Source organism: Brevundimonas sp., from assembly GCF_035999125.1.
Lineage (GTDB): Bacteria > Pseudomonadota > Alphaproteobacteria > Caulobacterales > Caulobacteraceae > Brevundimonas.
The window spans coordinates 206,293-230,934 of record NZ_DASYGX010000006.1 but is presented as its reverse complement, the minus strand read 5'-3'; the positions used below and the strand labels follow the sequence as shown (position 1 = coordinate 230,934).

At 70.3% G+C, this 24,642-nt stretch carries 23 protein-coding genes and 1 pseudogene; 13 read left to right on the top strand and 11 right to left on the bottom strand.

Annotation, left to right across the window (positions count from 1 at the left end; genetic code table 11):
* Position 1 precedes the first annotated feature (1 nt).
* Positions 2-664, top strand: coding sequence for a redoxin domain-containing protein (locus VGN45_RS05050; RefSeq protein WP_327460009.1), 663 nt, complete (start codon positions 2-4; stop codon positions 662-664).
* Here the strand turns inward: VGN45_RS05050 and VGN45_RS05045 are convergent.
* Positions 661-1,128: a hypothetical protein gene (locus VGN45_RS05045; protein ID WP_327460007.1), complete on the bottom strand. Its 468-nt coding sequence runs from the start codon at positions 1,126-1,128 to the stop codon at positions 661-663. The genes VGN45_RS05050 and VGN45_RS05045 overlap by 4 nt on opposite strands.
* A 108-nt stretch (positions 1,129-1,236) precedes the next feature.
* On the opposite strand from VGN45_RS05045, the pseudogene pgi reads away from it, so the two are divergent.
* Positions 1,237-2,853, top strand: a pseudogene (gene pgi / locus VGN45_RS05040) (glucose-6-phosphate isomerase); the annotation flags it as partial.
* A 138-nt stretch (positions 2,854-2,991) separates the two neighbouring features.
* On the opposite strand, the gene VGN45_RS05035 reads toward pgi, so the two are convergent.
* A complete protein-coding gene (locus VGN45_RS05035; protein WP_327460005.1) occupies positions 2,992-3,492 on the bottom strand; it encodes a hypothetical protein in 501 nt (166 codons plus the stop codon).
* A 321-nt stretch (positions 3,493-3,813) separates the two neighbouring features.
* Here VGN45_RS05035 and VGN45_RS05030 point away from each other — a divergent pair, with 321 nt between their 5' ends.
* The 4 genes from VGN45_RS05030 (at position 3,814) to VGN45_RS05015 (ending at position 8,257) form a co-directional block, all read left to right on the top strand.
* A complete protein-coding gene (locus tag VGN45_RS05030) occupies positions 3,814-5,115 on the top strand; it encodes a tetratricopeptide repeat protein (RefSeq protein WP_327460003.1) in 1,302 nt (433 codons plus the stop codon).
* Positions 5,116-5,253: 138 nt separating this feature from the next.
* Positions 5,254-5,541, top strand: a complete 288-nt coding sequence (gene groES / locus VGN45_RS05025; protein WP_055808823.1) for a co-chaperone GroES — start codon at positions 5,254-5,256, stop codon at positions 5,539-5,541.
* Between the two features lie 55 nt (positions 5,542-5,596).
* Positions 5,597-7,240, top strand: a complete 1,644-nt coding sequence (groL, locus tag VGN45_RS05020; protein ID WP_327459998.1) for a chaperonin GroEL — start codon at positions 5,597-5,599, stop codon at positions 7,238-7,240.
* A gap of 153 nt (positions 7,241-7,393) precedes the next feature.
* Positions 7,394-8,257 (top strand): Ku protein, encoded by an 864-nt coding sequence (locus VGN45_RS05015; protein ID WP_327459995.1) that lies wholly within the window; start codon positions 7,394-7,396, stop codon positions 8,255-8,257.
* Positions 8,258-8,270: 13 nt separating this feature from the next.
* On the opposite strand, the gene ligD is transcribed toward VGN45_RS05015, so the two are convergent.
* Positions 8,271-10,838: a DNA ligase D gene (gene ligD, locus VGN45_RS05010; protein ID WP_327460186.1), complete on the bottom strand. Its 2,568-nt coding sequence runs from the start codon at positions 10,836-10,838 to the stop codon at positions 8,271-8,273.
* Positions 10,839-10,938: 100 nt separating this feature from the next.
* Between ligD and VGN45_RS05005 the strand changes: the two genes are divergently transcribed.
* The 3 genes from VGN45_RS05005 (at position 10,939) to VGN45_RS04995 (ending at position 13,842) form a co-directional block, all read left to right on the top strand.
* On the top strand, positions 10,939-12,123 hold the full coding sequence (locus tag VGN45_RS05005; RefSeq protein ID WP_327459993.1) for an acyl-CoA dehydrogenase family protein: 1,185 nt from the start codon (positions 10,939-10,941) through the stop codon (positions 12,121-12,123).
* Between the two features lie 181 nt (positions 12,124-12,304).
* Complete coding sequence (locus VGN45_RS05000) at positions 12,305-13,420, top strand: acyl-CoA dehydrogenase family protein (RefSeq protein WP_327459991.1); 1,116 nt, start codon at positions 12,305-12,307, stop codon at positions 13,418-13,420.
* Entirely contained in the window at positions 13,420-13,842 is a 423-nt protein-coding gene (locus VGN45_RS04995; RefSeq protein WP_327459989.1) for a hypothetical protein, read from the top strand. The genes VGN45_RS05000 and VGN45_RS04995 overlap by 1 nt, the downstream gene beginning before the upstream one ends.
* Before the next feature lie 79 nt (positions 13,843-13,921).
* Here VGN45_RS04995 and dapB read toward each other — a convergent pair whose 3' ends face one another.
* From dapB to dnaK, 3 genes are all read right to left on the bottom strand, one after another.
* Positions 13,922-14,683 (bottom strand): 4-hydroxy-tetrahydrodipicolinate reductase, encoded by a 762-nt coding sequence (dapB, locus tag VGN45_RS04990; protein ID WP_327459987.1) that lies wholly within the window; start codon positions 14,681-14,683, stop codon positions 13,922-13,924.
* The gene (gene dnaJ / locus VGN45_RS04985) at positions 14,680-15,858 is read right to left on the bottom strand and encodes a molecular chaperone DnaJ (protein WP_327459985.1); all 1,179 of its coding nucleotides are present in this window, start codon (positions 15,856-15,858) and stop codon (positions 14,680-14,682) included. The genes dapB and dnaJ overlap by 4 nt, the downstream gene beginning before the upstream one ends.
* Positions 15,859-16,114: 256 nt before the next feature.
* Positions 16,115-18,025, bottom strand: a complete 1,911-nt coding sequence (gene dnaK / locus VGN45_RS04980; protein ID WP_327459983.1) for a molecular chaperone DnaK — start codon at positions 18,023-18,025, stop codon at positions 16,115-16,117.
* 242 nt (positions 18,026-18,267) lie between these two features.
* Here dnaK and VGN45_RS04975 point away from each other — a divergent pair, with 242 nt between their 5' ends.
* Both VGN45_RS04975 and VGN45_RS04970 read left to right on the top strand, forming a co-directional pair.
* A complete protein-coding gene (locus tag VGN45_RS04975; RefSeq protein WP_327459981.1) occupies positions 18,268-18,621 on the top strand; it encodes a hypothetical protein in 354 nt (117 codons plus the stop codon).
* A gap of 75 nt (positions 18,622-18,696) precedes the next feature.
* Entirely contained in the window at positions 18,697-19,605 is a 909-nt protein-coding gene (locus VGN45_RS04970) for a dienelactone hydrolase family protein (RefSeq protein ID WP_327459979.1), read from the top strand.
* 129 nt (positions 19,606-19,734) lie between these two features.
* Here VGN45_RS04970 and grpE read toward each other — a convergent pair whose 3' ends face one another.
* From grpE to VGN45_RS04955, 3 genes are read right to left on the bottom strand one after another with little or no spacing between them, the layout of a single operon-like run.
* The gene (gene grpE, locus VGN45_RS04965; RefSeq protein ID WP_327459977.1) at positions 19,735-20,349 is read right to left on the bottom strand and encodes a nucleotide exchange factor GrpE; all 615 of its coding nucleotides are present in this window, start codon (positions 20,347-20,349) and stop codon (positions 19,735-19,737) included.
* Positions 20,346-21,416, bottom strand: a complete 1,071-nt coding sequence (gene hrcA, locus VGN45_RS04960; protein ID WP_327459975.1) for a heat-inducible transcriptional repressor HrcA — start codon at positions 21,414-21,416, stop codon at positions 20,346-20,348. Before hrcA ends, grpE begins: the two co-directional genes overlap by 4 nt.
* Entirely contained in the window at positions 21,413-21,949 is a 537-nt protein-coding gene (locus tag VGN45_RS04955; protein ID WP_327459973.1) for a GNAT family N-acetyltransferase, read from the bottom strand. Before VGN45_RS04955 ends, hrcA begins: the two co-directional genes overlap by 4 nt.
* Before the next feature lie 44 nt (positions 21,950-21,993).
* On the opposite strand from VGN45_RS04955, the gene rph reads away from it, so the two are divergent.
* The gene (rph, locus tag VGN45_RS04950) at positions 21,994-22,707 is read left to right on the top strand and encodes a ribonuclease PH (protein ID WP_327459971.1); all 714 of its coding nucleotides are present in this window, start codon (positions 21,994-21,996) and stop codon (positions 22,705-22,707) included.
* A gap of 3 nt (positions 22,708-22,710) precedes the next feature.
* On the opposite strand, the gene VGN45_RS04945 is transcribed toward rph, so the two are convergent.
* Positions 22,711-23,493 carry an SDR family oxidoreductase gene (locus VGN45_RS04945; RefSeq protein WP_327459969.1) on the bottom strand — a complete coding sequence of 261 codons (783 nt, stop codon included), beginning with the start codon at positions 23,491-23,493 and terminating at the stop codon, positions 22,711-22,713.
* The gene (locus VGN45_RS04940) at positions 23,493-23,792 is read right to left on the bottom strand and encodes a 4a-hydroxytetrahydrobiopterin dehydratase (RefSeq protein WP_327459967.1); all 300 of its coding nucleotides are present in this window, start codon (positions 23,790-23,792) and stop codon (positions 23,493-23,495) included. The genes VGN45_RS04945 and VGN45_RS04940 overlap by 1 nt, the downstream gene beginning before the upstream one ends.
* Before the next feature lie 93 nt (positions 23,793-23,885).
* Between VGN45_RS04940 and VGN45_RS04935 the strand changes: the two genes are divergently transcribed.
* Positions 23,886-24,605 (top strand): Crp/Fnr family transcriptional regulator, encoded by a 720-nt coding sequence (locus tag VGN45_RS04935; protein ID WP_327459965.1) that lies wholly within the window; start codon positions 23,886-23,888, stop codon positions 24,603-24,605.
* The last annotated feature ends 37 nt before the right edge of the window (positions 24,606-24,642 follow it).

The following is a 24,642-nucleotide window of genomic DNA, read 5'->3' as shown; positions in this document are numbered from 1 at the left end:
CATGATCCGCGTGACCCTCGCCTGCGCCGCCGTCCTGGCCCTCGCCGCCTGCTCGCCCGCGTCGGAGACGCCCGAAACGAAGACGGAAACCGCCGCCGCGTCCACCGCCGCCCTGCCCGCGGCGCCGGCCTTCACCCTGGTCGATTCCGACGGCGTCCGGCGCAGTCTGGCCGACTTCCGCGGCAAAACCATCGTCATCGAGTGGACCAACGAGGGCTGCCCCTACGTGCAGAAGCACTATTCGGCCGGGGCCATGCAGGCGCTGCAGCGAGAGGCGACCGCCGACGGGATCGTCTGGCTGACGATCATCTCCTCGGCGCCCGGGACCCAAGGCTACGTCGAAGGCGAGGCCTCGCGCGGCTACCGGAACCGGCACGACGGCGCCTGGACCCACCTGCTGATGGATCCGACGGGTCAGGTCGGCAAGCTGTACGACGCCAGGACCACGCCCGACATGCGGATCATCGACCCCGAGGGCCGCGTCGTCTTCGTCGGCGGCATCGACGACCGGCCGACCAACAAGGTCGAGGATCTGGAAGGCGCCAACAACTTCGTCCGCGCGGCCCTGACGGATCTCGAGGCCGGCCGCCCCGTGGCGACGCCCTTCGCCCAGCCCTACGGCTGCTCGATCAAGTATCCGGAGACGGTCGAGGCCGAGGCCTAGACCTCCGGCTGCGGCGGGGCGGTGATCACGGCCACGTTGTCGTCGAACAGGTGCACCAATTCGGAAAGCGCGGAAGCGCGCTCTTCCGGGCTGGAGGCGTTCTCGAAGGCGGTCAGGCGGACGGGGATGTCCTCCGAAATGCCGCGCAGGATGCATTTCAGGTCGCCGTCGACGCCGCGGTCCTTCAGCGCCAGATGCCCCTGCATGTCGCGGTCGGCCAGCGCAAGGGCGTCGGCCTTGAAGGCCGTCCAGTCCGGGCCGCCCAGGACGACGGCCAGGTCCATGGAGGCCCAGCCCTCGGCCGTGATCCTCAGCTTGCCGGCGCGGGCGACGATGTCGACGAAGAGGGGCTCTTCGGCGACGGTCACCGGGTCGCCCGGCGTCCACGCCGGCTGCGCGACGGCCGTTGCGACGGCGGGATCGGTCAGGGACAGGGCGACGGCGAGGGCAAGACCGCAGGACATGGCGGCGTTCCTTGTTCATCCGATCTCGCGCGACTGGCGAATCGGTCATTGAATGGGGGTACGCCCCAGCCGTAAACGGACGCTTGACGACCGACTTCGGAGCCGATGATGCCGACCGCCCGCCCCGCTGCCCTCGACAAGGCCTGGAAGGCCTTTCGCCGCGCCGCAGAGGCTGATGCGAAGACCCGCATCGTCGACTGGTTCGGCCGCGAGCCCGACCGGCTGGAGTGGATGACTCTGGAGGCGGCGGGCCTGGCGCTGGACCTGTCGAAACAGCCGTGGTCCCAGGCGGGCCTGGCCGCGGCGCTGGATCTGGCCCGCGCCGCCGGGGTCGAGGAGCGTCGTGGCGCCCTGTTCGGCGGGGAGGTGGTCAATCCCACCGAAGGCCGCGCGGTCCTGCACCCCGCCCTGCGCGCCCCCGACGGCGCGACCTTCACGGCGCTGGGCGAACCGGTCTCGCACGAGGTCGAGGCCGTGCGCGAGGCGATGGCGGAGTTCGCCGAGGACGTCCGCACCGCGCGCGAGACCGGCACGGGCGGGCGGCCGTTCGAGGCGGTCGTGCACATCGGCATCGGCGGGTCGGACCTGGGCCCCCGCCTGGTATGGGACGCCCTGCGCCCCGTGGAGCCCACCCTCGACATGCGCTTCGTCGCCAACGTCGATCCGCGCGAGATGGCCGAGGCGCTGGCCGGGCTGGACCCGGAGGCGACCCTGGTCGTGGTCGTGTCCAAGACCTTTACCACGCAGGAGACCCTGGCCAACGCCGAGCTGGCGCGCGACTGGCTGAAGACCGCCGTGCCCGCCAAGCACCTGGGCCGGCACATCGTCGGCGTCACCGCGGCGCCGGAGCGGGCCGAGGCGTTCGGTTGCGGCCGCACCTTCGCCTTCCGCGACTGGGTGGGCGGTCGCTATTCGCTGTGGTCGGCGGTCGGCCTGTCTTGCGCCGTCGGCCTGGGCTGGGACGTCTTCTCCGAGATGCTCGAGGGCGCCGCGGAGATGGACGCCCACTTCCGCACCGCGCCGCTGGAGGGCAATGCGCCCGTCCTGCTGGCGCTGGCCCAGATCTTCAACGTCGCGGGGCTGGACCGGACGGCCCGCACCGTCGCCCCCTATGCCCACGGGCTGCGCCGCCTGCCGGCCTTCCTGCAGCAGCTGGAGATGGAATCGAACGGCAAGGGCGTAACGCTGGCCGGCGCGCCGGTCGCCGCTTCGGGACCGATCGTTTTCGGCGAACCCGGCACCAACGGCCAGCACGCCTTCTTCCAGCAGCTGCACCAAGGGCCGCAGGTGGTGCCCGCCGAGTTCGTCGTGGTGCGCGACACGACCGGAGCGGGCGCTTCGGAGGCGCCGCTGTGGTCCAACGCCCTGGCGCAGGCGCGCGCGCTCATGGTGGGCAAGACGGCGGATCAGGCGCGCGCGGAAATGCTGGAACTGGGCGTCGAAGCGGAAGAAGCCGACCGTCTGGCCCCGCATAAGGCGTTCCCGGGCGACCGTCCGTCCAGCACGCTGGTGCTCGATGCGCTGACGCCCCGCGCGGTCGGGGCGCTGCTGGCCCTTTACGAGCACAAGACCTTCGTCGAGGGCGTGATCTGGGGGATCAACAGCTTCGACCAGTGGGGCGTGGAACTGGGCAAGGCCATGGCCCGCAGCCTTCTGGCGGACGCCGAGGCCGGCGCGCCGTCGGCGGACCTCGACCCCTCCACCGCCGCCCTCCTGACCCGGCTGGCGACGCGACCCGCCCCCAAACCGGCGCCGGAGCCCAGTGCGAAGTCGAGGCCGGACAAGCCGAAAAAAGAAAAGGAGCGCGCCCCCGCAAAGGAAGCGCGCCCCTCGTTCCTGTCGGTCAGGAAGAAGTCCTAGGACTTACCAGCGGCGATCGTAGCGCCAGTCGCGGTCCTGACGGTTCTGAGCGCTGCGCCACTCGCCGTGGTTCCGCCAGAAGCGACCGTCCCGCCAGTAGCCGCGTCCCTGATAGGTCCGGCCATCGACGTAGCGCTGATCGTAGCCGTAGCCGGTTTGGTAGCCGTAGCGGTTGCGGTCGATGCCGTTCTCGCGTTCCCAGTGGCCCTGGTTCCGCCAGCAGCGGCCGTCGCGGTAGAAGCCGCAGTCGTCGCCGCCGTTCGCGGTCGCGGTCGCGCCCACCGCGGCGCCGGCCAGCGCCCCGCCAAGGATGTAGGTGCCGTCGCCCTGGCCGATCACGGCCCCGGCCACGGCGCCCACTGCGGCGCCGATCAGGGCGTCACGGGTGGAATCGTTCCGATCCCGGTCGCGGTCATAGCGATAGTCCTGCGCCGCCGCCGGGGCGGCCGTCAGCGTCAGGGCGGCCAGGGGGGCGGCCGCGGCCATCAACATCTTCGTCTTCATGTCGGCGCTCCTTTCATGAGGTATGTCCGCACCTTGCCCCATGGGGCCTGAACTGCCCCGGAAACGCGCCGTTCAACCGGCGTTCATGCCGTGCGCCTTGCCGTGGCGCTTGCGGACCGGCAGGGTCGGGGCATGCGGACGTGGAGCGGCCTCAGACGATCGATCGCCGGCGCGGCAGTGCTGGCCTCGCTGGTGCTGGCCGGCTGCGCGACCGCTCAGGACGTGCCGCCCCCGCCGCCCCCACCCCCGCCTCCCGTCGCGCCGCCGCCTCCTCCTCCGCCTCCGCCTCCGCCTCCTCCGATCCCGGCGCCCTCGACGGACGTGCGGATTTCGGACGCGCGCGCGCTGGCCGAGGCGGGGGATCTGGCCGGGGCCGAGATCGCCTACCTCCGGGTCGCCCAAGCCGCCGACTTGCGCGGCGACGCACGGGCCGCGACGGAGGCCTATGTCGAGACCGCCAAAATCCGGCTGGCGCTGCGGCGCGAGGCCGATGCGGACGCCGCGATCGGGCAGGCGCTGGGCATAGCGGAGACCGCGTTCGGCCCGACGTCGCCGGAACTGGTCCCGGTGCTGCTGACGCAGTCCCGCATGCGATACATCCAGGGTCGCCACGACGAAGCCTTGGCCGTCGCCGAGCGGGCGCTCGCCCTGGCGACGGAGCCGGACCAGATCGCCGACCTGACTTATGAGCGCGGCAAGAACCTGGACGTGCTGGGCCGCTTCGCCGAGGCGGAAGGCGCGGCGCGGACCGTCATCGCCCTGCGGACCGGGCTTCTGGGTCCCGACGATCCCTACGTCGGCGACGCCCTGAACCAGCTGGCCAACGCCCTGATGGCCCAGGGCCGCTACGCCGAGGCCGAACCGCCTCAGCGGCGGGCGCTGGTGATCTACGAGGCCGCCTACGGCGCCGAGGACGAGCAGGTGGCGCTGGCGCTCAGCAACCTGGGCAACATCCTGCGCCGCACCGGCCGCATGGACGAGGCGGAGCGCTCGCACCGCCGCGCCGTGGCCATCGCCGAGCGGGTGGAGAACCCCGTGCTGCTGGCCCAGACCCTGACCAACCACGGCTGGCTGCTGCACCTCACCGGGCGCGGCGACCTGGCCGAGCCGATCTTCCGGCAGGCGCTGGCCATCGCGCTGGAGCTGGTGGGCCCGGACCACCCCTTCACCGGCATCGCCACCGCCAATCTGGCCTTCAGCCTGGTCGATCAGGGCCGCCATGCCGAGGCCCTGCCGCTGTTCCAGACGGCGCTGCCGGTGCTGGAGGCGGGGCTGGGCGCCGACGGCCCGGATCTCGTCACCACGCTGGACGGTTATGGCCAAGCCCTGATCGGACTGGGCCGGCCGGATGAGGCCGAGGCCCTGATGATCCGCGCCGGCGCCATCCTCGCCGCCCGCCAGCCGGCAGGGCATCCTGACGCCGTCTTTCAGGCTGCGGACCACGGCGGCTTCCTGGCCCGCGCCGGACGCGCCGACGAAGCGCTGGCCGTGCTCAGACCCGCCCGCGACGCCCTGTTCCGGCGTGACGGGCGACGGCTGGAGGGCGGCGATCCCACCCGCCGCGCGGCCCCGCTGTTTCGCCGCCTCGTCCAGGCCGCCTGGCTGGCGAAATCTCCTGACTGAATCGGGCTCTCCGCCCTTGACGCCAACTCGAGCCGGACCTACTTCCGCGGCGCGTTAGCACTCGGGCGCGGCGGCTGCCAAAAAGCGCCGACGTCCGGGGGCGCTCAATCATCAGAGGCCCTGAAGGGAGAACTACAGATGGCGTTTCGTCCGCTCGGCGATCGCGTGCTGGTCAAGCGCGTGGAAGAGGAATCCAAGACCAAGGGCGGGATCATCATCCCCGACACTGCCAAGGAGAAGCCGCAGGAAGGCGAAGTCGTCTCCGTCGGCCCGGGCGCCCGTGACGATACGGGCAAGGTCAATGCCCTGGAGCTGAAGGCCGGCGACCGCATCCTGTTCGGCAAATGGTCGGGCACCGAGGTCAAGATCGACGGCGAAGACCTGATCATCATGAAGGAATCGGACGTCCTGGGCGTGCTGTCGTAAGCACCCGACGACCTGATTTCTCTCTCACAAACAGACAGATAAGGAGCAGCCGCACATGGCCGCCAAGATCGTTCAGTTCAACACCGACGCGCGCGACAAGATGCTGCGCGGCGTCAACGTCCTCGCCAATGCGGTGAAGGTCACCCTGGGTCCCAAGGGCCGCAACGTCGTCATCCAGAAGTCCTTCGGCGCCCCGCGCTCGACCAAGGACGGCGTCTCGGTGGCCAAGGAGATCGAGCTGGAGGACGCCTTCGAGAACATGGGCGCCCAGATGATCCGTGAGGTCGCCTCCAAGACCAACGACAAGGCGGGCGACGGCACCACCACCGCCACCGTCCTGGCCCAGTCGATCGTCCAGGAAGGCCTGAAGTCGGTCGCCGCCGGCATGAACCCGATGGACCTGAAGCGCGGCATCGACAAGGCCGTGGCCGCCGTCATCGCCGACATCAAGGCCTCGTCCAAGAAGGTCTCGGCCAACACCGAGATCGCCCAGGTCGGCACCATCTCGGCCAACGGCGACGCCGAGGTCGGCGAGATGATCGCCCGCGCCATGGAGAAGGTCGGCAACGAAGGCGTCATCACGGTCGAGGAAGCCAAGACCGCCGAGACCGAGCTGGACGTCGTCGAAGGCATGCAGTTCGACCGCGGCTACCTGTCGCCCTATTTCATCACCAACGCCGACAAGATGCAGGCCGAGCTCGAAGAGCCCCTGATCCTGCTGCACGAGAAGAAGCTGTCCAGCCTGCAGCCCATGCTGCCGATCCTGGAGGCCGTGGTGCAGTCGGGCCGTCCGCTGCTGATCGTCGCCGAGGACATCGAGGGCGAGGCCCTGGCCACCCTGGTGGTCAACCGCCTGCGCGGCGGCCTGCGCGTCGCCGCCGTCAAGGCGCCGGGCTTCGGCGACCGCCGCAAGGCCATGCTGGAGGACATCGCCGTCCTGACCGGCGGCCAGGTCATCTCCGAGGACCTGGGCATCAAGCTGGAGAACGTCACCCTCGACATGCTCGGCAAGGCCAAGAAGGTCACCATCACCAAGGACGACACCACCCTGGTGGACGGCGTCGGTGAGAAGGACGCGATCGAGGCCCGCATCGGCCAGATCAAGAAGCAGATCGAGGACACCACCTCGGACTACGACAAGGAGAAGCTGCAGGAGCGTCTGGCCAAGCTGGCCGGCGGCGTCGCGGTCATCCGCGTCGGCGGCTCGACCGAGGTCGAGGTCAAGGAGAAGAAGGACCGCGTCGACGACGCCCTGAACGCCACCCGCGCTGCGGTGGAAGAAGGCATCGTCCCGGGCGGCGGCATCGCCCTGCTGAAGGCGACCAAGGCTCTGGAAGGCCTGACCGGCGACAACGCCGACCAGACCGCCGGCATCGCCATCATCCGTCGCGCCATCCAGGCTCCGATCCGGCAGATCGTCGAGAACGCCGGCGTCGAAGGCTCGATCGTGGTCGGCAAGGTGCTGGAAAACCCCGGCGCCACCTACGGCTTCAACGCCCAGACCGAAGAGTACGGCGATCTGGTCGCCATGGGCGTGATCGACCCCGCCAAGGTGGTCCGCACCGCGCTTCAGGACGCCGCCTCCGTGGCCGGCATCCTGATCACCACCGAAGCGGCCGTCGCCGACGCCCCCAAGAAGTCGGCCCCGGCCGGCGGCGCCCCGGGCGGCATGGGCGGCATGGGCGACATGGACTTTTAAGCTGATCGAAGCGCGCACGGCGCGCCTCGGGAAGTCCGTCCACGAAGAGGGCGGGTCCGGCGACGGGCCCGCCCTTTTTCTTGGACCGAACTTCGGTGAACCCCCTCTCGTCCCCCGCGTTCGACTCCGCGTTCTGAAACGACGGAGTTTCCCATGGTCGCGCGGCCCACATGGCAGGGGCATCTGAAGCTCTCGCTCGTGACCTGCCCCGTCGCCCTCTACCCGGCGACGACCAGCACCAACGACGTGCGGTTTCATCTGATCAATCCGGACACGAACAACCGCATCCGCATGGTGCCGACCGATCCCGACGTCGGTCCCGTGGAGCGGTCGGATCTGGTGCGCGGCTATGAGGTGTCGAAGGGCGAGTACGTCCTGTTCGACGACGCCGACTTCGATCAGGTGAAGCTGGAGAGCACCAAAACCATATCCATCGACAAGTTCGTCGACGAGGCGGACATCGACCGGCTGTACTGGGACGCGCCCCACTATGTGGTGCCCGAGAAGGGCGCCGGGGTCGAAGCCTTCGCCGTCATCCGGGACGCCATGAAGAAACAGGGCAAGGTCGCGCTGGGCTGCCTGGTCCTGCGCGGCAAGGAGCGCCAGGTGGCGCTGGAGGTGCGCGACAAGGGTCTGGTCGCCTATACCCTGCGCGCGCATGAGGAGGTGCGCGAGGCGGCGGACTATTTCGACGACATCCCCTCGGTGAAGGCGGACGCCGACATGGTCGAGATCGCCGCGCGCCTCATCGCCCAGAAGGAGGCCGATTTCGACGCGGCCGAGTTCAAGGACCGCTACGACGCGGCCCTGCGCGAGCTGATCAAGGCCAAGACCAAGGGCGGTAAGGGCCTAGTCGCGGCGCCCGAGCCGGAGGACACCAACGTCGTGGACCTGATGGCCGCGCTGAAGAAGAGCCTTCAGGGATCTGCGGGATCCGGCGCCGGCAAGGCGCCCGCGAAGGCGGCGGCCAAGAACGCGCCCGCGCGCAAACCTGCGGCCAAAAAGAAGGCGGCCTGACACAAGGGCGTGTTCAGGCCACGCCCATCCTTCGCAAGGCGGGCTTCAGCGAGACGGCGGCGGCGCGAAAGTCCGCCCACGGATCGGCCTTCTTCAACAGGCTGGGATAGGTCGCGAGGTTGAACGCCGCCGGCTCCAGTCCGCTTTTCACCTGGGCCCAGGAGAGCGGCGTGGCGATGCCCGCGCCCGGCCGCGCGCGCGGCGACCAGGGCGCGACCGCGGTCGCCATCCGCCCGTTGCGCAGATAGTCGACGAAGATCTTACCGCCCCGCGCCTTCTTCGCCAGGGTGATGGTGAACCGGTCGGGAGCGTCCGCGCGGATCGCCTCCGCCACCGCCTTGGCGAAGGCCTTGGCCTGGTCCCAGGTCACGGCGCTGCGCGCGTCGGCGCGGATCGGGGCGACGACGTGAAGACCCTTGCCGCCGGTGGTCTTGACGAAGGCGGGCAGGCCCAGGTCCTCGAGCCGCGCCTTCACCGCCTTGGCCCCGGCGATGACGGCGGCGAACTCCAGGCCTTCGTCCGGGTCCAGATCGAAGGTGATCTGATCCGGCGTTTCCGGATCGCCCGGCGCGCAGCCCCAAGGATGCAGCTCCAGCCCGCCGGACTGCGCCACCGCCGCCAGGCCGCCGACGTCCGTGACGGCGACGTAGGGCTCGCGCTCGTGCACGTCGATCAGCTTCAGCCGGGGGCTGAAGCCGGCCATGGCGTGCCGCTGGAAGAATTTCTGCCCGCCGATCCCGTCGGGCGCGCGGATGATGGACACCGGCCGGTCGCCGACGTGCTGCAGCAGCCGGTCCGCCGCCGCCTCATAGTACCGCGCTAGGTCGGCCTTGGTGATCGCCGGGCGGCCGTCCAGGGCGGGCCACAGCACCTTGTCCGGATTGGACAGGGTCACCCCGGCGACCGCGAGCTTGCCCTTGGGCGCGGCCGGCGCCGTCGCCGCGGAGGGCGCCGGTTTCGCCCCCGGGGACGGCGCCTGGGGCCGGGCCGTCACCTCCTGGGCCGTCTTGTCCTCGCGCAGGCCCTTGAACGCGGCCTGACGCAGGGATCCGCCCTCGGTCCAGCCGCCGTGTTCGATCTCCGCCACCAGGACCGGCTTCACCCAGTGCACGTCGCGCCCGCTCTTGGGGGCGCCGGCGCCCGCGAAGGGGCTCTGATCGGCCGCCTGCGCCTTCAAGGCCGGGACCAGGGTCTTCGTCACCGCCGCGCCGTAGCCCGTGCCGACCCGGCCCAGGTACCTCAGCCCGCCCTTCTCCCGAACGCCGACCAGCAGGGACCGGAACCGCGCGCCGCCTTCCGACGACCAGCCGCCGATCACCACCTCGTCGCGCCCTCGACACTTGGACTTGACCCACGTCGCGCTCCGCCCGGCCCGGTAGGGCGCGTCCAGATTCTTGGAGATCACGCCCTCCAGGTCCATGCGGCAGGCGCTTTCCAGCACGGCCTGCCCGGTCGACCCGAAATGCTCGACGTAGCGCAGCCGGCCGGCGGCCTTCTTGGGTGCGCGCGCCACCCAGGCCTCCAGCCGCGCCTTTCTGTGCGACAGCGCCAGGGCGCGCAGGTCCTCCTGCCCCTCGAACAGCAGGTCGAAGGCGAAATAGATCAACCCGCCCGTCTTCCCGTCCGAAATGGCGGCCTGCAGCGCCGAAAAGTCCGGCATCCGATCGGCGTCGAGCGCGCACAGTTCCCCGTCCACCACGCCGTCCGGCCAGGTCGCCGCGTCCTTGACCAGCTCCGGAAAGCGGTAGGTCCAGTCCAGCCCCTTGCGCGTCCTCAGGGTCGCCTTGCCGCCGCCGACCGCGATCTGGATGCGATAGCCGTCGAACTTGATCTCGTGCGCCCAGCCGGCGCCGCCCGGCGGATGATCAACGACGCTGCACATCTGGATCGGCACGAAGGCGTGCGGTCTCTCGGTCGCCGCGCGCGCCTTGGTCGGGGGCGGGACCTTGGGGCCCTTGCGCCCGGTCGCCTTGGACGTCGTCCAGCGCTCGTCGCCGCGCGCGATCTGCGCCAGGGACCGGCCGGTGGCGATCGAGGCGTCGACCTCCGCCAGGGCGTCGCCTTCGCCCGGCACGGCGTGGTCGTCCTTCTCCTTGATCAGCAGCCAGTTGGCCCGCTTTGACGGCTTGCCGCGATCGGACTTCAGCCGCACCAGGGCCCAGCCGCCTTTCAGCCGCTCGCCGTGCAGGCACATCTTCACCGAGCCCCGGGCGAAGTCCGCTTCCAGCGTCTCGGGATGTTGCGGGGTCCAGGCGCCGGTGTCCCACAGCTGCACCGTGCCGGCGCCGTAGTTCCCGTCGGGGATCGTGCCTTCGAAATCGCCGTAGTCCAGGGGGTGGTCCTCGACCTCCACCGCCAGCCGCTTGACGCCGGGATCGCGCGACGGCGCCTTGGTCACCGCCCAGGACTTCAGCACCCCGTCGTGCTCGATGCGGAAATCGTAGTGCAGCCGCGTCGCCGCGTGCCGCTGGATCAGAAAGCGCAGCTGACGGGCGTGGCTCGACCGGCCCTTGGCCCCCTTGGGCTCGGGCGTCTCGTCGAAGCGCCGTTTGGCGCGATAGGTCTTCAGCTCTCCGCGCACCGAGGTCTCCGCAGGGTCCTGTGCTGCAAACGTCGTCGGGCCGGAATCGATCACCGCCCGCTCTTGCCTCCCCCGGCGTAAGCGTGGCTCCATCCGCAGCATGACCGAGCTCGACGATTTCCGCGCGGAAACCCGCGCCTGGCTGGAAACCCACTGTCCGCCCGAGGTGCGGGGGCCGGTGCGGTCCGAGGACGAGGTGATCTGGGGCGGGCGCAAGGCCGTCTTCGCCACCCCGGGGCACGAACGCTGGCTGAAGGTCATGGGCGAGCGGGGTTGGACCGCGCCGGAATGGCCGACGGAATACGGCGGCGGCGGCCTGTCGCGGGAACAGGCCAAGGTGCTGGCCCAGGAGCTGGCGCGCCTGGGCGCGCAGCCGGCGCTGAACAGCTTCGGCGTCTGGATGCTGGGCCCGGCCCTGCTGAAGTTCGGCAGCGAGGAGCAGAAGAAGCGCTTCCTGCCCGAGATCGTGCGCGGCGAGATCCGCTGGTGCCAAGGCTATTCCGAGCCGGGCGCGGGGTCGGACCTGGCCGGCCTGCAGACCCGGGCCGAGGACCGCGGCGACCACTGGATCGTGAACGGCCAGAAGGTGTGGACCAGCTATGCCGACAAGGCGGACTGGATCTTCTGTCTGGTGCGCACCGATCCGGAGGCGCCCAAGCATCTGGGCATCAGCTTCGTCCTGTTCGACATGGCGACGCCGGGGGTGACGACCAAGCCGATCACGCTGATCTCGGGCAAGTCGCCCTTCTGCGAGACCTTCTTCGACGACGTGCGGGTGGAGAAGGAGAATCTGGTCGGGGAGCTGAACCGCGGCTGGGACGTGGCCAAGCACCTGCTGGCGCACGAGCGGACCATGATCGGCGCGATGGGAGAGATCGGCGGCGGCCGCCCGCTGGGCCAGGTCGCGACCGGCTCGATCGGCACGGACGACGACGGCCGCCTGCTGGACCCCATGCTCCGTGCACGGATCGCCGAGCTGGAGGTGGACGCCGCGGCCTTCCGCCTGGCGCTGGAGCGCACCGGAGACCGGATGAAGGCGAAACAGGCGCACCCGGCGCTGGCGTCGATGCTGAAATACTATGGGTCGGAGCTGAACAAGCGGCGGCACGAGCTGCTGATGGCCGCCGGCGGGTCGGGCGCGCTGGAGTGGGAGGGCGAGCGGTCGCGCGACGGCGCCATGGCCCGCGACTGGCTGCGCACCAAGGCCAACTCCATCGAGGGCGGGACCAGCGAGATCCAGCTGAACATCCTCGCCAAACACGTCCTCCAGCTGCCGGGGGCGTGAGGATGGCGTCGCTCGCGTCCTTCACCGCTCGCCGGGGAAGGTGGGCGGCGGAGCCGCTCGGATGGGGTGGCTGCCTGACCTGCGCCGACCGCCCGCCAATCATCGCTTACCGTGTTTCACCCCCCATCCGTCTCGCTCCGCGAGCCACCTTCCCCCGCAAGGGGGGAAGGACGGAGGCTTCATGCTGATCCTGACCGACGAACAGACCATGCTGAAGGAGGCCGCCGACGGCTTCCTGACCGAGCGCGCGCCGATCGCGCATCTGCGCAAGCTGCGCGATACCCGCGACCCCGACGGCGTCTCGCGCGAGCTGTGGGCCGCGTTCGGGGAGATGGGCTTCGCCGGGGTGGTGATCCCCGAGGCGGACGGCGGCTCGGGCCTCGGCGCAGTCGAAGCCGGGGTCATCGCCGAGAGCCTGGGCCGCACCCTGACGCCCTCGCCCTTCCTCAGCTCGTCCGTGCTGGCCGCGACCGTGCTGACGCAGGCAGGGTCCGGGGCGCAGAAGGCCTGGCTGCCCCGGATCGCGGCGGGCGAGGCGATCCTGTCGCTGGCCGTGGACGAGGGGCCCAAGCACGCGCCCGCCCGCATCGCTGTGACGGCGCAGCGTCAGGGCAACGGCTTCGTCCTGAACGGCGCCAAGGGCTTCGTGCTGGACGGCCACGTCGCCGACGCCCTGATCGTGGCAGCGAAGACCGACGGCGGCACGACCCTGTTCCTGATCGATCCGAAGACGGACGGCGTCGAGATCGAGCGCACCGTCATGGTCGACGCCCACAACGCCGCGCGGGTCACGCTGAGCGACGTCCGCGTGGACGCCGACGCCGTGATCGGCGCGGTGGACGGCGGCGAAGGACCCCTGAGCGCCGCCCTGAACCTCGGCCGCGCCTGCGCCGCCGCGTCCCTGATCGGGGCGGGGGACCAAGCCTTCCAGATCATGTTGGAGTACCTGCGCACCCGCAAGCAGTTCGGCAAGGCGATCGGCGAGTTCCAGGCCCTGCAGCACCGCGCCGCCCACCTGTTCACCGAGATCGAGATCGCCCAGGCGGCGGTTCTGGCTGCCCTGCAGGCGCTGGACGCGGGCCGCGAGGACGCCGGTCTGGCCGTCTCCGTCGCCAAGGCCAAGGCCGGCCGCGTCGCCGAACTGGCGGTGCAGGAGGCGGTGCAGATGCACGGCGGCGTCGGCATGACCGACGAGTTCGACGTCGGCCTCTACATGAAGCGCGTCCGCGTCCTGAACGAGCTGCTGGGCGACGCCGCCTTCCATCAGGAGGCGCTGGCGCGGGCGCAGGGGTTCTGATGGGGAGCCTGCCGCGCGACGAGGACCTGTACCCCCGCTCGCCGGCCTATCTGGAGCTCGTGCCCCTGCGCATCCCGGGTGGTTGGACGGTGGGGATCAACAAGCTGCGAGTCGGCATGGACGCGGACCTGAGCGAGGTCGGCGGCTCGTCTCAGTTCAGTGCGACCAACCCGGGGCGACGCTTCGACATCGACGTCGAGTTCACGCCGGAGTTCGATCCCGACGGCGTCTTCGTCATGAGCGTGGGCTACCAGCCGTGGCCGCGCACGCCGAAGGGGCGACGCCGCAAGGACGTGCCGGTCGCCTTCGACGGCGACGCAGAGGTGGTTCACCGCTTCGAGACCCGGTCGTTCCCCGAACTGATCCGCGAGCTGGAACACTGGATCGCGCGCTGCGCCGTCTGGGTGCGGGAACCCAACTGAAAGGAGCGCGGACCTCCAGGTCCGCGACTTGCGCCGCCGCCGGTTTCGCGGACCTGGAGGTCCGCGCTCCTTGATCGGTCTAAGCCTGGCGGAAGCCCAGCACGTCCTGCATGTCGTAGAGGCCCGGCTTGCGGCTGCGGACCCAGGCGGCGGCGACCACGGCGCCCTTGGCGAACAGGCTGCGATCGACCGCCGAGTGGCTGAGCGTCAGCGTCTCGTCGTCCGAGGCGAAGATGACCGAGTGCTCGCCGATGATGCCGCCGGCGCGCAGGGCCGCGAAACCGATCTCGCCCGGCGTGCGGACCTGACCGACGCCGTCGCGAGGCGCGGCGCGCACCTCCGCCAGATCCACGTCCCGCCCGTTCGCCACCGCCTCGCCCAGCATCAGGGCCGTGCCCGACGGCGCGTCGACCTTGCGGCGGTGATGCGCCTCCAGCACCTCCACGTCCCAGTCGCGGCCGTCCAGCCGCTGGGCGGCGTGCTCGACCAGGCCGATCAGGATGTTGACGCCCAGCGAGAAGTTGCCGCTGCGGACCACGGCGACCTTCTCCGACGCCGCCTCGATCCCCGCCAGTTGCTCCGGCGTGAAGCCGGTCGAGCCGATGACCAGCGCCGGCCCGCCCGCCTCGGCGCAGACCTGCGCCAGTTCCAGCGACGCCTCGGGCGTGGAGAAGTCGATGACCACGTCGCAGCGCGACAGGTCGGGCGTCTCGCCCCGGTCGAAGCGGGCCGCGACCACGACGTCGTCGCGCGCGTCCAGCGCCGCCGACACCGCTCGGCCCATCCGTCCGCGGGCGCCGGAGATGCCGACGTGGAGCACGCCGTTCGCCGGGAAGCTCATTGGGCGGTCTCGTTGGTGCCCAGGATGTCGGCCCAGAAACGTTTGGCCTTGCCGGTGAAGCTGGAGTTGCGCGGCGTCTGCGTCTCGCCCAGCGAATCCGCCAGCTCCTGCAGCAGCTCCTTCTGACGCGCCGTCAGGTCGGTCGGCGTCTCGACGAACAGTTCGACGACCAGGTCGCCGCGCGCCTTGCCGTTCAGGTGCGGCATGCCCTTGCCCTTGATCCGCACCGTCTTGCCCGTCTGCGATCCGGCGGGGACGCTGACGGGCGCCTTGCAGTTGCCGTCGCAGGCCTGGCTGACCAGACAGGGCGCCTCGATCTCTCCGCCCAGGGCTGCGACCGTCATCGGCACCGGCACGGTGACGAGCAGGTCGAGGTTGTCGCGCTCGAACAGGTCGTGCGGCGTCACCGACAGGAAGACGTACAGGTCGCCGCGCGGACCGCCGCGCTGGCCCGCGTCCCCTTCGCCCGTCAGCCGGATGCGCGAGCCGTCGTCCACGCCGGCGGGAATCTTTAGGCTGAGGCTGCGGGTCTTGCGCACCAGTCCGTGGCCCATGCACGATCCGCAAGGCTCCGCGATCATCTTGCCCTGACCGCCGCAGCGGGGGCAGGTCCGCTCCATCTGGAAGAAGCCGTTGGCCGTGCGCACGCGGCCCTGACCGCCGCAGGTGGTGCAGGTGACCGGCTGGGTGCCCGGCTTGGCGCCCGACCCGTCGCAGGTCGAGCAGGCCAGGGTCGCGGGCACCGAAATCTCGACCTCGGCGCCCTGATAGGCCTGCTCCAGCGTGATCTCGAGGTCGTAGCGCAGGTCCGACCCGCGCCGCGGCCCGCCGCGCGCGCCGCCGCCGGCGCGGCCGCCGAACACGTCCCCGAAGGCGTCGCCGAAGACCTGGGCGAAGATGTCGTTGACGTCGTGGAAGCCCTGACCCTGACCGAACGGGTTGCCGCCGCCCGGACCGCCCGCGTGCCCGAACCGGTCGTAATGGGCGCGCTTCTGATCGTCGGACAGGACCGAATAGGCCTCGGAGATCTCCTTGAACTTGGCCATCGATTCTTCCGAGCCGCCGTTGCGGTCCGGATGGTGCTGCATCGCCAGCTTGCGATAGGCGGCCTTCAGGGCGGCGGCGTCGGCCGTCCGCTCGACGCCCAGCACTTCGTAGTAATCACGCTGCGCCATTCGGCGTTGGTCCTCATGCTTCCCAGATCGATCGCCGCGCGCCTCTGGCGGGCGCTTCAGGATCGACGTTCCGGCTGACATGGGGGCCGGATTGAACGATGCAAATACAGTCCCGGTCTCTCACGTCACTCCTCCGATGGGGAGAGGGTGGCGTGAAGCGCCGGATGGAGGGAGCGATACGGTCCCGAAGGGACTGATGGAAATGAGAGAGCGAAAAAAATTTCTCTCATTTCCATCACGACCTGACCTCTGTGCCTCAGGCGCTCTTCTTGTCGTCGGCGTCCGAGACTTCCTCGAACTCCGCGTCGACCACGCCGTCGTCGGCGGGTTGACCCTCTGCGGAGGCCCCTTCGCCCGAGCCTTGCTGGGCCGCGTACATGGCCTCGCCCAGCTTCATCGAGGCCTGGGCCAAGGTGTTGGTCTTCTCGCGGATCGCTTCCGGATCGGCGCCGTCCTTGGCCGCCTTCAGGTCGTCCAGCGCCGTCTGGATGGCGGCCTTTTCGGTCTCGCCGACCTTGTCGCCGTGCTCGGACAGGGCCTTCTCGGTCGAGTGGATCAGGGCGTCGGCCGAGTTCTGGGCCTCAACCAGCTCCTTGCGGGCCTTGTCGGCGGTCGTGTTGGCCTCCGCCTCCTTGACCATCTTGTCGATGTCGGCGTCCGAGAGGCCGCCGTTGGCCTGGATGCGGATCGACTGCTCCTTGTTGGTCGCCTTGTCCTTGGCCGTCACGTGGACGATGCCGTTGGCGTCGATGTCGAAGGCGACCTCGATCTGGGGCATGCCACGCGGTGCGGGCGGAATGCCCATCAGGTCGAACTGACCCAGGATCTTGTTGTCGGCCGCCATCGGGCGTTCGCCCTGGAAGACCCGGATCGTCACGGCCGACTGATTGTCGTCGGCGGTCGAGAAGACCTGGCTCTTCTTGGTCGGGATGGTGGTGTTGCGCTCGATCAGCGGGGTGAACACACCGCCCAGGGTCTCGATGCCCAGGGTCAGGGGCGTCACGTCCAGCAGCAGCACGTCCTTGACGTCGCCCTGAAGCACGCCGGCCTGGACCGCGGCGCCCAGAGCCACGACCTCGTCGGGGTTCACCCCCTTGTGCGGCTCCTTGCCGAAGAAGGCCTTCACGGCCTCCTGCACCTTGGGCATGCGGGTCATGCCGCCGACCAGGACGACCTCGTCGATGTCGGACGCCTTCATGCCGGCGTCGGCCAGCGCCTTCTTGCAGGGCTCGATGGTGCGGGCGACCAGATCCTCGACCAGCGCCTCCAGCTTGGCGCGCGACAGCTTGATGTTCAGGTGCAGCGGACCCGAGGCGTTCATGGTGATGAACGGCAGGTTGACCTCGTACTGGGTCGTCGAGGACAGTTCCTTCTTGGCCTTTTCAGCCTCTTCCTTGAGGCGTTGCAGCGCCAGCTTGTCCTGACGCAGGTCGACGCCCTGCTCCTTCTTGAACTCGTCGGCCAGATAGTCGACCAGACGCAGGTCGAAGTCCTCGCCGCCCAGGAAGGTGTCGCCGTTGGTCGACTTCACCTCGAACACGCCGTCGCCGATCTCCAGGATCGAGACGTCGAAGGTGCCGCCGCCCAGGTCATAGACCGCGATCTTCTGGCCGTCGTTCTTCTCCAGGCCATAGGCCAGGGCCGCGGCGGTCGGCTCGTTGATGATGCGCAGGACTTCCAGACCGGCGATCTTGCCGGCGTCCTTGGTCGCCTGGCGCTGGCTGTCGTTGAAATAGGCGGGCACGGTGATGACGGCCTGGGTGACCTTCTCGCCCAGATAGGCCTCCGCGGCCTCCTTCATCTTGGTCAGGGTGAAGGCGCTGATCTGCTGGGGCGAATAGTCCTTGCCGTGGGCCTTCACCCAGGCGTCGCCGGTCGGGCCCTTGACGATCTCATAGGGCACCATGCCCTTGTCCTTCGCCACGACGGGGTCGTCGAAGTTGCGGCCGATCAGGCGCTTGATGGCGAAGAAGGTGTTGGACGGGTTGGTCACCGCCTGGCGCTTGGCCGGCTGGCCGACGAGGATTTCGCCGCCGTCCTGGATGGCGACCACCGACGGGGTGGTGCGGGCGCCCTCGGCGTTCTCGATGACCTTGGGCGAACCGCCCTCCATCACCGCGACGCAGGAGTTGGTGGTGCCGAGGTCGATGCCGATGATCTTGGCCATGGTCTGGTCTTCGTCTTTCGTTTCAGCGGGCGATGCGGCGGCCTTGGATCAAGCGCCGCGCGTGACCGCCCCCGGGGGTTTGTGGTCGATCGGTGAGAAAGCCCCATCGGTTTCGGGGTTTCTCGGGTCAGGCGGCATATGGGAAGCGCACCCTCGCCTGCAAGGGCTTTCGTCGTCAGGCGCCGTCACTGGCGAAGGCGCGGCGAACGGCGCAGTATGGCGCGGCAGTGAGGAGTTTCGTCATGTCGTCCGCCCTCCGTTTCGCCCTGCCGGTGGCGTTCGCGGTCGTCGCGCTGGCGGCGGCGTACGCGGCGGCCGCCCAGACGCGGTCGTCGGACGGCGAGAACCGGCGCGTCCGCGTCCATAACCAGACCGGCGTCTCCATCCGCGCGCTCAGCGCGGCGACGCCGGGCGGCGGGTTCGGCGGCGACCTGCTGTCGGGACCGCTGGAGCCGGGGCAGAGCCGCCCGACCCTGATCGACGCGGGCGACGGATCCTGCGTCTTCACCCTGCGCGCCTCCCTGGCCGACGGCCGCACGGTCGAGAAGGCCGCCGTGAACGTGTGCCGCGTGGCGGACGTCTATCTGACGCGCTGATCCGTCACGCCGCCGGGACTCGACGCCCGCGCCCCCGCCCGCCAAGGTCCGCGCCTCAGTCGAAGGAGCGCGCCCATGACCGTCCGCCTGACCCGCCCCGAGGGCTCCGAGCCCCAGGACCTCGCCCTCAGCCGCCGCGCCTTGGCGGGCGTCTCGGCCGGCGGCCTGTTCTTCGCGGGATACGCCCCCGCCGCGCTGGCGGCGCAGGCCGCGCCGATCCGCACCGACGCCGAGGGGCTGGAGGTCGGCGACGTCACCTATCCGGCGCCCGACGGCTTCGCACTGCCCGCCTATGTCGCGCGGCCGCAGGGGGCCGGGCCGTTCCCCGTCGTGATCGTCGTGTCCGAGATCTTCGGCGTGCACGAATACATCCGCGACGTCTGCCGTCGCCTGGCCAAGGCCGGCTATGCGGCGATCGCGCCGGCCTTTTTCGTTCGGGTGGAAGACCCCGCGCCCCTCTCGGACATGCGCCGGGTGCAGGAGATCGTGGCCCAGGCCCGGCATCCCCAGGTCATGGGCGACCTGTCGGCGACGATGGAGTGGGCGTCGGCCCAGTTGTGGGCCAACGCCGACAGGATGGGCATCACCGGATTCTGCTGGGGCGGCAAGGTGGTCTGGCAGGCCTGCGCCCGGTTCGCGTCGCTGGACGCCGGCGTCGCCTGGTACGGTCGTCTGGCCCCCGCCGCCGAGGCCACGCCGGAGCAGCGGGCCGCCGGCGAGCCGTGGCCCGTCGATCTGGCCGACGACCTGAAATGCCCGGTGCTGGGCCTCTACGGCGAGGCGGACCGGGGCATCCCCCTGCCGTCGGTGGAGGCGATGAACACGGCGCTGCAGCGGGCGGACCGCACGGACAGCGGCATCCACGTCTACCCGGCCGCGCCCCACGGCTTCCACGCCGACTATCGCGACAGCTATCGCGAGGCCGACGCGCGGGACGGCTGGGCGAAATTGCTGGGGTTGTTTGAAAGCCGGCTGAAGGTGTGACCCCGGCGTTTCCCTCCCCTTCAGGGGAGGGAGGATCGCGGAGCGATCCGGGTGGGGCATTGTCGTTCGGACCCCACCCTGGCGGCTGCGCCGCCGTCCCTCCCCTGAAGGGGAGGGAAAGACCTCGCCTCACCCCTGCTCGTTCGCCTTCGCATAGGCCGCCGCCCCCGCGACCTGGTCCGACGCCGACGCCTGCGCGCCCGAGCCTTTCGCCGCGACCACGACCATGGCCGGGCGCACCGTGCGGCCGAACAGGGCGTAGCCGGCCTGCAGCGTCTGGATCACCTTGCCGCCGTCCACCTCGGTCGAGGGCTGCTCCATCATGGCCTGGTGCAGGTGCGGGTCGAAGGCCTCGCCGGCCGCCGGGGCGACCCGCACCAGATTGTTGGCCTCGAAGGCCGACAGCAGCGATTTCTGCGTCATTTCCAGCCCGGTGATCAGGCCGGCGGCGGCCCCCTCCGCATCCTTCGGCGCGGCCTGCAGCGCGCGCTCCAGATTGTCGGCCACGCCCAGCAGGTCGCGCGCGAACCGCTGGATGGCGTAGGCGCGGGCGTCGTTGTTCTGCGCCTCGGCGCGCTTCTTGGTGTTCTCGGCCTCGGCCACGGCGCGCAGGGCGCGGTCCTTCCACTGGTCGCGCTCGGCGATCAGCTGGTCGATCGGGCCCAGGTCGTCGTCGGCCAAGACGTCGTCGGCGATGGCCGCGTCGATTTCGGCGTCGGTGGGGTCGTTCGTCGCGTCGGTCACGTCTCTTGTCCGTCCAGAATCCGGCCCAGAACCCGGGCGGTGTAGTCCACCAACGGGATCACTCGGGCATAGTTCAGCCGCGCGGGCCCGATGACTCCCAGAGCCCCGATCACCCGCTGCCGGCCCGTCATATAGGGCGCCGCGATCACGGCGGAACCCGAAAGCGAAAACAGCCGCGTTTCCGAGCCGATGAAGATGCGCACGCCCTGCGCCGCCGACACCCCGTCCAGCAGGCCGATCAGCTGTTCCTTTTGCTCCAGATCGTCGAACAGGACGCGCACCCGCTCCAGATCCTCCACCGCCTCGCGGTCCTGCAGCAGGTTGGCCCGACCGCGCACGATCAGGGCCCGCTCGCGCTCGCCGCCGCCGGACCACGCCGCCAGTCCGTCCTCGACCAGACGGGCGGCCGCCGCGTCCAGTTCCTGCCGCGCCGCGTCCAGCTCGGTGCGCATTTCGGTCCGCGCCTCGTGCAGCGGACGACCCTTCAGCCGGGCGTTCAGGAAGTTGGACGCCTCCTGCAGCGTGGAGGGCGTGACGCCGGCCTTCAGCGGCATCAGCCGGTTCTCGACCGTGCCGTCGTCGCCCACCAGCACCGCCAGCGCCTGATCGTGCCCCAGAGCCACGAACTCGACGTGCTTCACGCCCGCGTCGCGCACCGGGCTGGCGACGATCCCCGCGCCGCCCGCGAGGCCCGACAGCAGGGACGACGCCTCGTTCAGCACCTCGTCGAAGCCGCGGCCCCGGCTCACCAGACGCGCGTCGATCTCGCGCCGCTCCTCCGCGCCGACGTCGCCGACCTCCAGCAGGCCGTCGACGAACAGGCGCAGGCCGGCGTGCGTCGGGATGCGCCCCGCGGACGTGTAGGGCGACGCCAGCAGGCCGGCCATCGTCAGGTCCTGCATGGTGTTGCGGATCGACGCGGGCGACAGCGACACCCCCGTCAGCGACAGGGTCCGCGACCCCACCGGCTCGCCCGTCTGCAGATAGCTCTCGACAATCCGCCGGAAGATGTCGCGCGCCCGTTGGTCCAGCACGGTCAGGGGGGCGGAGGCGCCCAGATACGTCATGCGCGTCCCTCCCAGTCCTGCCGCGTCAGCCGCATGACGAGGCAGTCGTCGGCGTCGAACATCCGCCGTCCCTCGTCGCGGAAACCCAATCGGCGATAGAACCTGTGCGCCGCCACGTTCGAGTTCAGCGGGTCGATCACCACGGCCTCCACCCCCGGCTCGGCGAAACAGCGGTCCAGCATCTGCGTCATCATCCGCGTGCCCACGCCCCGGTTCAGCCACTCCGGCGGGCCGATCCAGACGTCGATCGCCCGCAGGCCCGGCTCGATATCTCCCCAGTAGTGGCTGGGTTCGGTGTGGGGGTCGCACACGGCCATGACCCCGACCGGCTCGCCCGCGACCTCGGCGATCACATAGGTGAGCTCATAGGCGGAGTTCGACAGCTCGTCGGCCCAGTCGATGCCGTCGAAGGCCACCTCGGCGTCCGGGTCGTCGCTGGAGCAGGCGATGACGTGCGGCTGCCGATCCCAAGCCGCCAGCAGGGCGGCGTCGGCGACCGTCGCGGGTCTGAGGGTGACGGTATCCGGGCTCACGCTTTCAGGATAAGCGGGGCGCTTCCCGCTTCCAAGAGATGCTCATGCGCCCGTCCGACCGCCGCCCCGATCAGCTTCGCGCCGTCACCCTCGAGACCGGTGTGAACCGCCATGCCGAGGGGTCGTGCCTGGTCACGTTCGGCCATACGCGCGTGCTGGTGACCTGTTCGGTCGAGGACGGCGTGCCGGGCTGGCTGCGCGGCAAGGGGCAGGGCTGGGTGACGGCGGAATACGGCATGCTGCCGCGCGCCACACACACGCGCGGCCGACGCGAGGCGGCGGCCGGGAAACAGTCGGGCCGGACGCAGGAGATCCAGCGCCTGATCGGCCGGTCGCTGCGCGCCGTGGTCGACCTGAAGGCCCTGGGCGAGCGGCAGGTGACGCTGGACTGCGACGTCATCCAGGCCGACGGCGGCACCCGCACCGCGGCGATCACAGGGGCGTGGACCGCTATGGCGTCGGCCTTCGCCTATCTGCGCGCCGAGGGCGTGCTGAAGACCGATCCGATCCTGGATCAGGTCGCGGCCGTCAGCTGCGGCGTCTTCGCCGACGTGCCTGTGCTCGACCTCGACTACGAAGAGGATTCGCAGGCCGAGGCCGATTCCAACTTCGTCCTCACGGGCGCCGGCTCGATCGTGGAGATCCAGGCCACGGGCGAGAAGCGCGGCTTCACCCGCGCCGAGTTCGAACGTCTGTTCAGCCTTGCCGAGGGCGGTTGCGCCGAGCTGTTCGCCCTGCAGCGCGCCGCCCTGGCCTGAGGCTCACTGGGCGGTCATGCCGCCGTCGATCTTGAACTCCGACCCCGTGACGAACTTCGACTCGTCCGAGGCGAGGTAGAGGACGCAGTAGGCCACGTCGTCCGGCTCGCCGATGCGCTTCAATGGGATGCCGCGCGCCAGCTTTTGATGCGCCATGCCCTCGTCGCCGCCGGCCTTGGCGACGAAGGGATCGAGGATCGGCGTCTTGATGAAGACGGGGTGGACCGAGTTGCAGCGCACGTTCCACTCGGCGCGGGCGGCCTCCAGCGCGATGGTCTTGGTGTACATCCAGACCCCGGCCTTGGTGGCGTTGTAGGCGCCCATGCCCGGCCCCGCGGCCAGGGCGGCGATCGAGGAGATGTTGACGATCGAGGCCGGGGCGGCGTCTCGCAGGTGCGGCATGGCGTGCTTGCAGCCGAACATCACCGAGCGGAGGTTGATCTGGTACTGCCGGTCCCAGTTGGCGGCCGTGTCGCCTTCGACGAAGACCAGGTCGCCCCCGACGCCGGCGTTGTTCACCAGCACCGACAGGCCGCCCATGGCCGCCACGGCCTGGGCGATCACGGCGGCCCACTGATCCTCGTCCGCCACGTCATGGTCGAAGCCGAAGGCGGCGCCGTCGATCTCCGCATTGATCTCGGCGGCCAGCCCCCGCGCCGCCTCGCCGTCCACGTCGGTGATCGCGACCTTGGCGCCCTCGCGCGCCAGCATCCAGGCCATCGACCGGCCCAGGCCGCCCGCGCCGCCGGTGATCAGGGCCTTTTTGCCTGCGACCCGCCCGGTCATCACTTGCCCCCCATTGCGGCGGCCGCCTCGTCGATGAAGCGCGCCAGGGTCACGTCCTTGTGCGTCACCCCCCCGGCGTCATGGGTGGTCAGCACGATTTGGACGCCGTCATAGACGTTCGACCATTCCGGATGGTGGTCGGCCTTGTCGGCATGCAGGGCGACGCGGGTCATGAAGCCGAAGGCGGCGTTGAAGTCGGCGAACTTCAGATCGCGCCGGATCGCCGGGCGATCGCCCGCCTCCGCCCGCCAGTGGGGCAGGTCATTCAGAACCACGTCCAGGTCCAGCCGATCGGTCATGTCGTCCTCCGTCCAGACCCGCCTAGGGCAGGGCGCCGCATCCGACAAGCGTCGCGGAACGCACGGCCACGCTTGGCGTTGTCGAACGTCGTCATGTCGTGGGAACTCATCGTGGACAATCTCTGGATCGCCTCGCTCGACCCCGCCGACCGGAAGCGGATCGAGCCGCACCTGAACGAGCGCCCCTTCACCCAGGGCCAGGTCCTGTTCGACGCCGGCGAGGCGGTGGACGAGGTCTGGTTCCCCATGGACGGCGTGGTCTCCCTGATGACCGTGCTGGCCGACGAGCGGATGGTCGAGACCGCCGCCATCGGCCGCGAGGGGCTGGTGGGCGTCACGTGCGGCCCGCTGAACGCCCGCGCCTCCAGCCGCGCCATCGCCCAGATCGAGGGCTCGGCCGCCTGCTGTCCGGCCGACGTCTTCTCCGACGCCCTGTCCAAAAGCGAGAAGATGCGCGCGGCCCTGTCGCGCTTCACCGAAAGCCTGCTTGCCCATGTGCAGCAGACCGCCGCCTGCAACGCCCAGCATCGGCTGGACGAGCGCTTGGCGCGCTGGCTGCTGACGCTGCATGACCGCGCAGACGCGGATCGCTTCGAGCTGACGCAGCAGGACATCGCCGGCATGCTGGGCGTCCGCCGCGCCACCGTCAGCGAGATCGGCACGATGCTGGAGGATCGCAGCCTGATCGCCCGCGGTCGGGGCTGGGTCGAGATCCTGGACCGCAAGGGCCTGGAGAAGGCGTCCTGCGGCTGTTACCGGATGATGCGCGCGGTCTCGGCCGATCTGGGCGTGCCGCTGCCGAAGTTCGGCTGACGGCTTGGCAGGACGGCGTTCGGCGGGCCATGGTGCG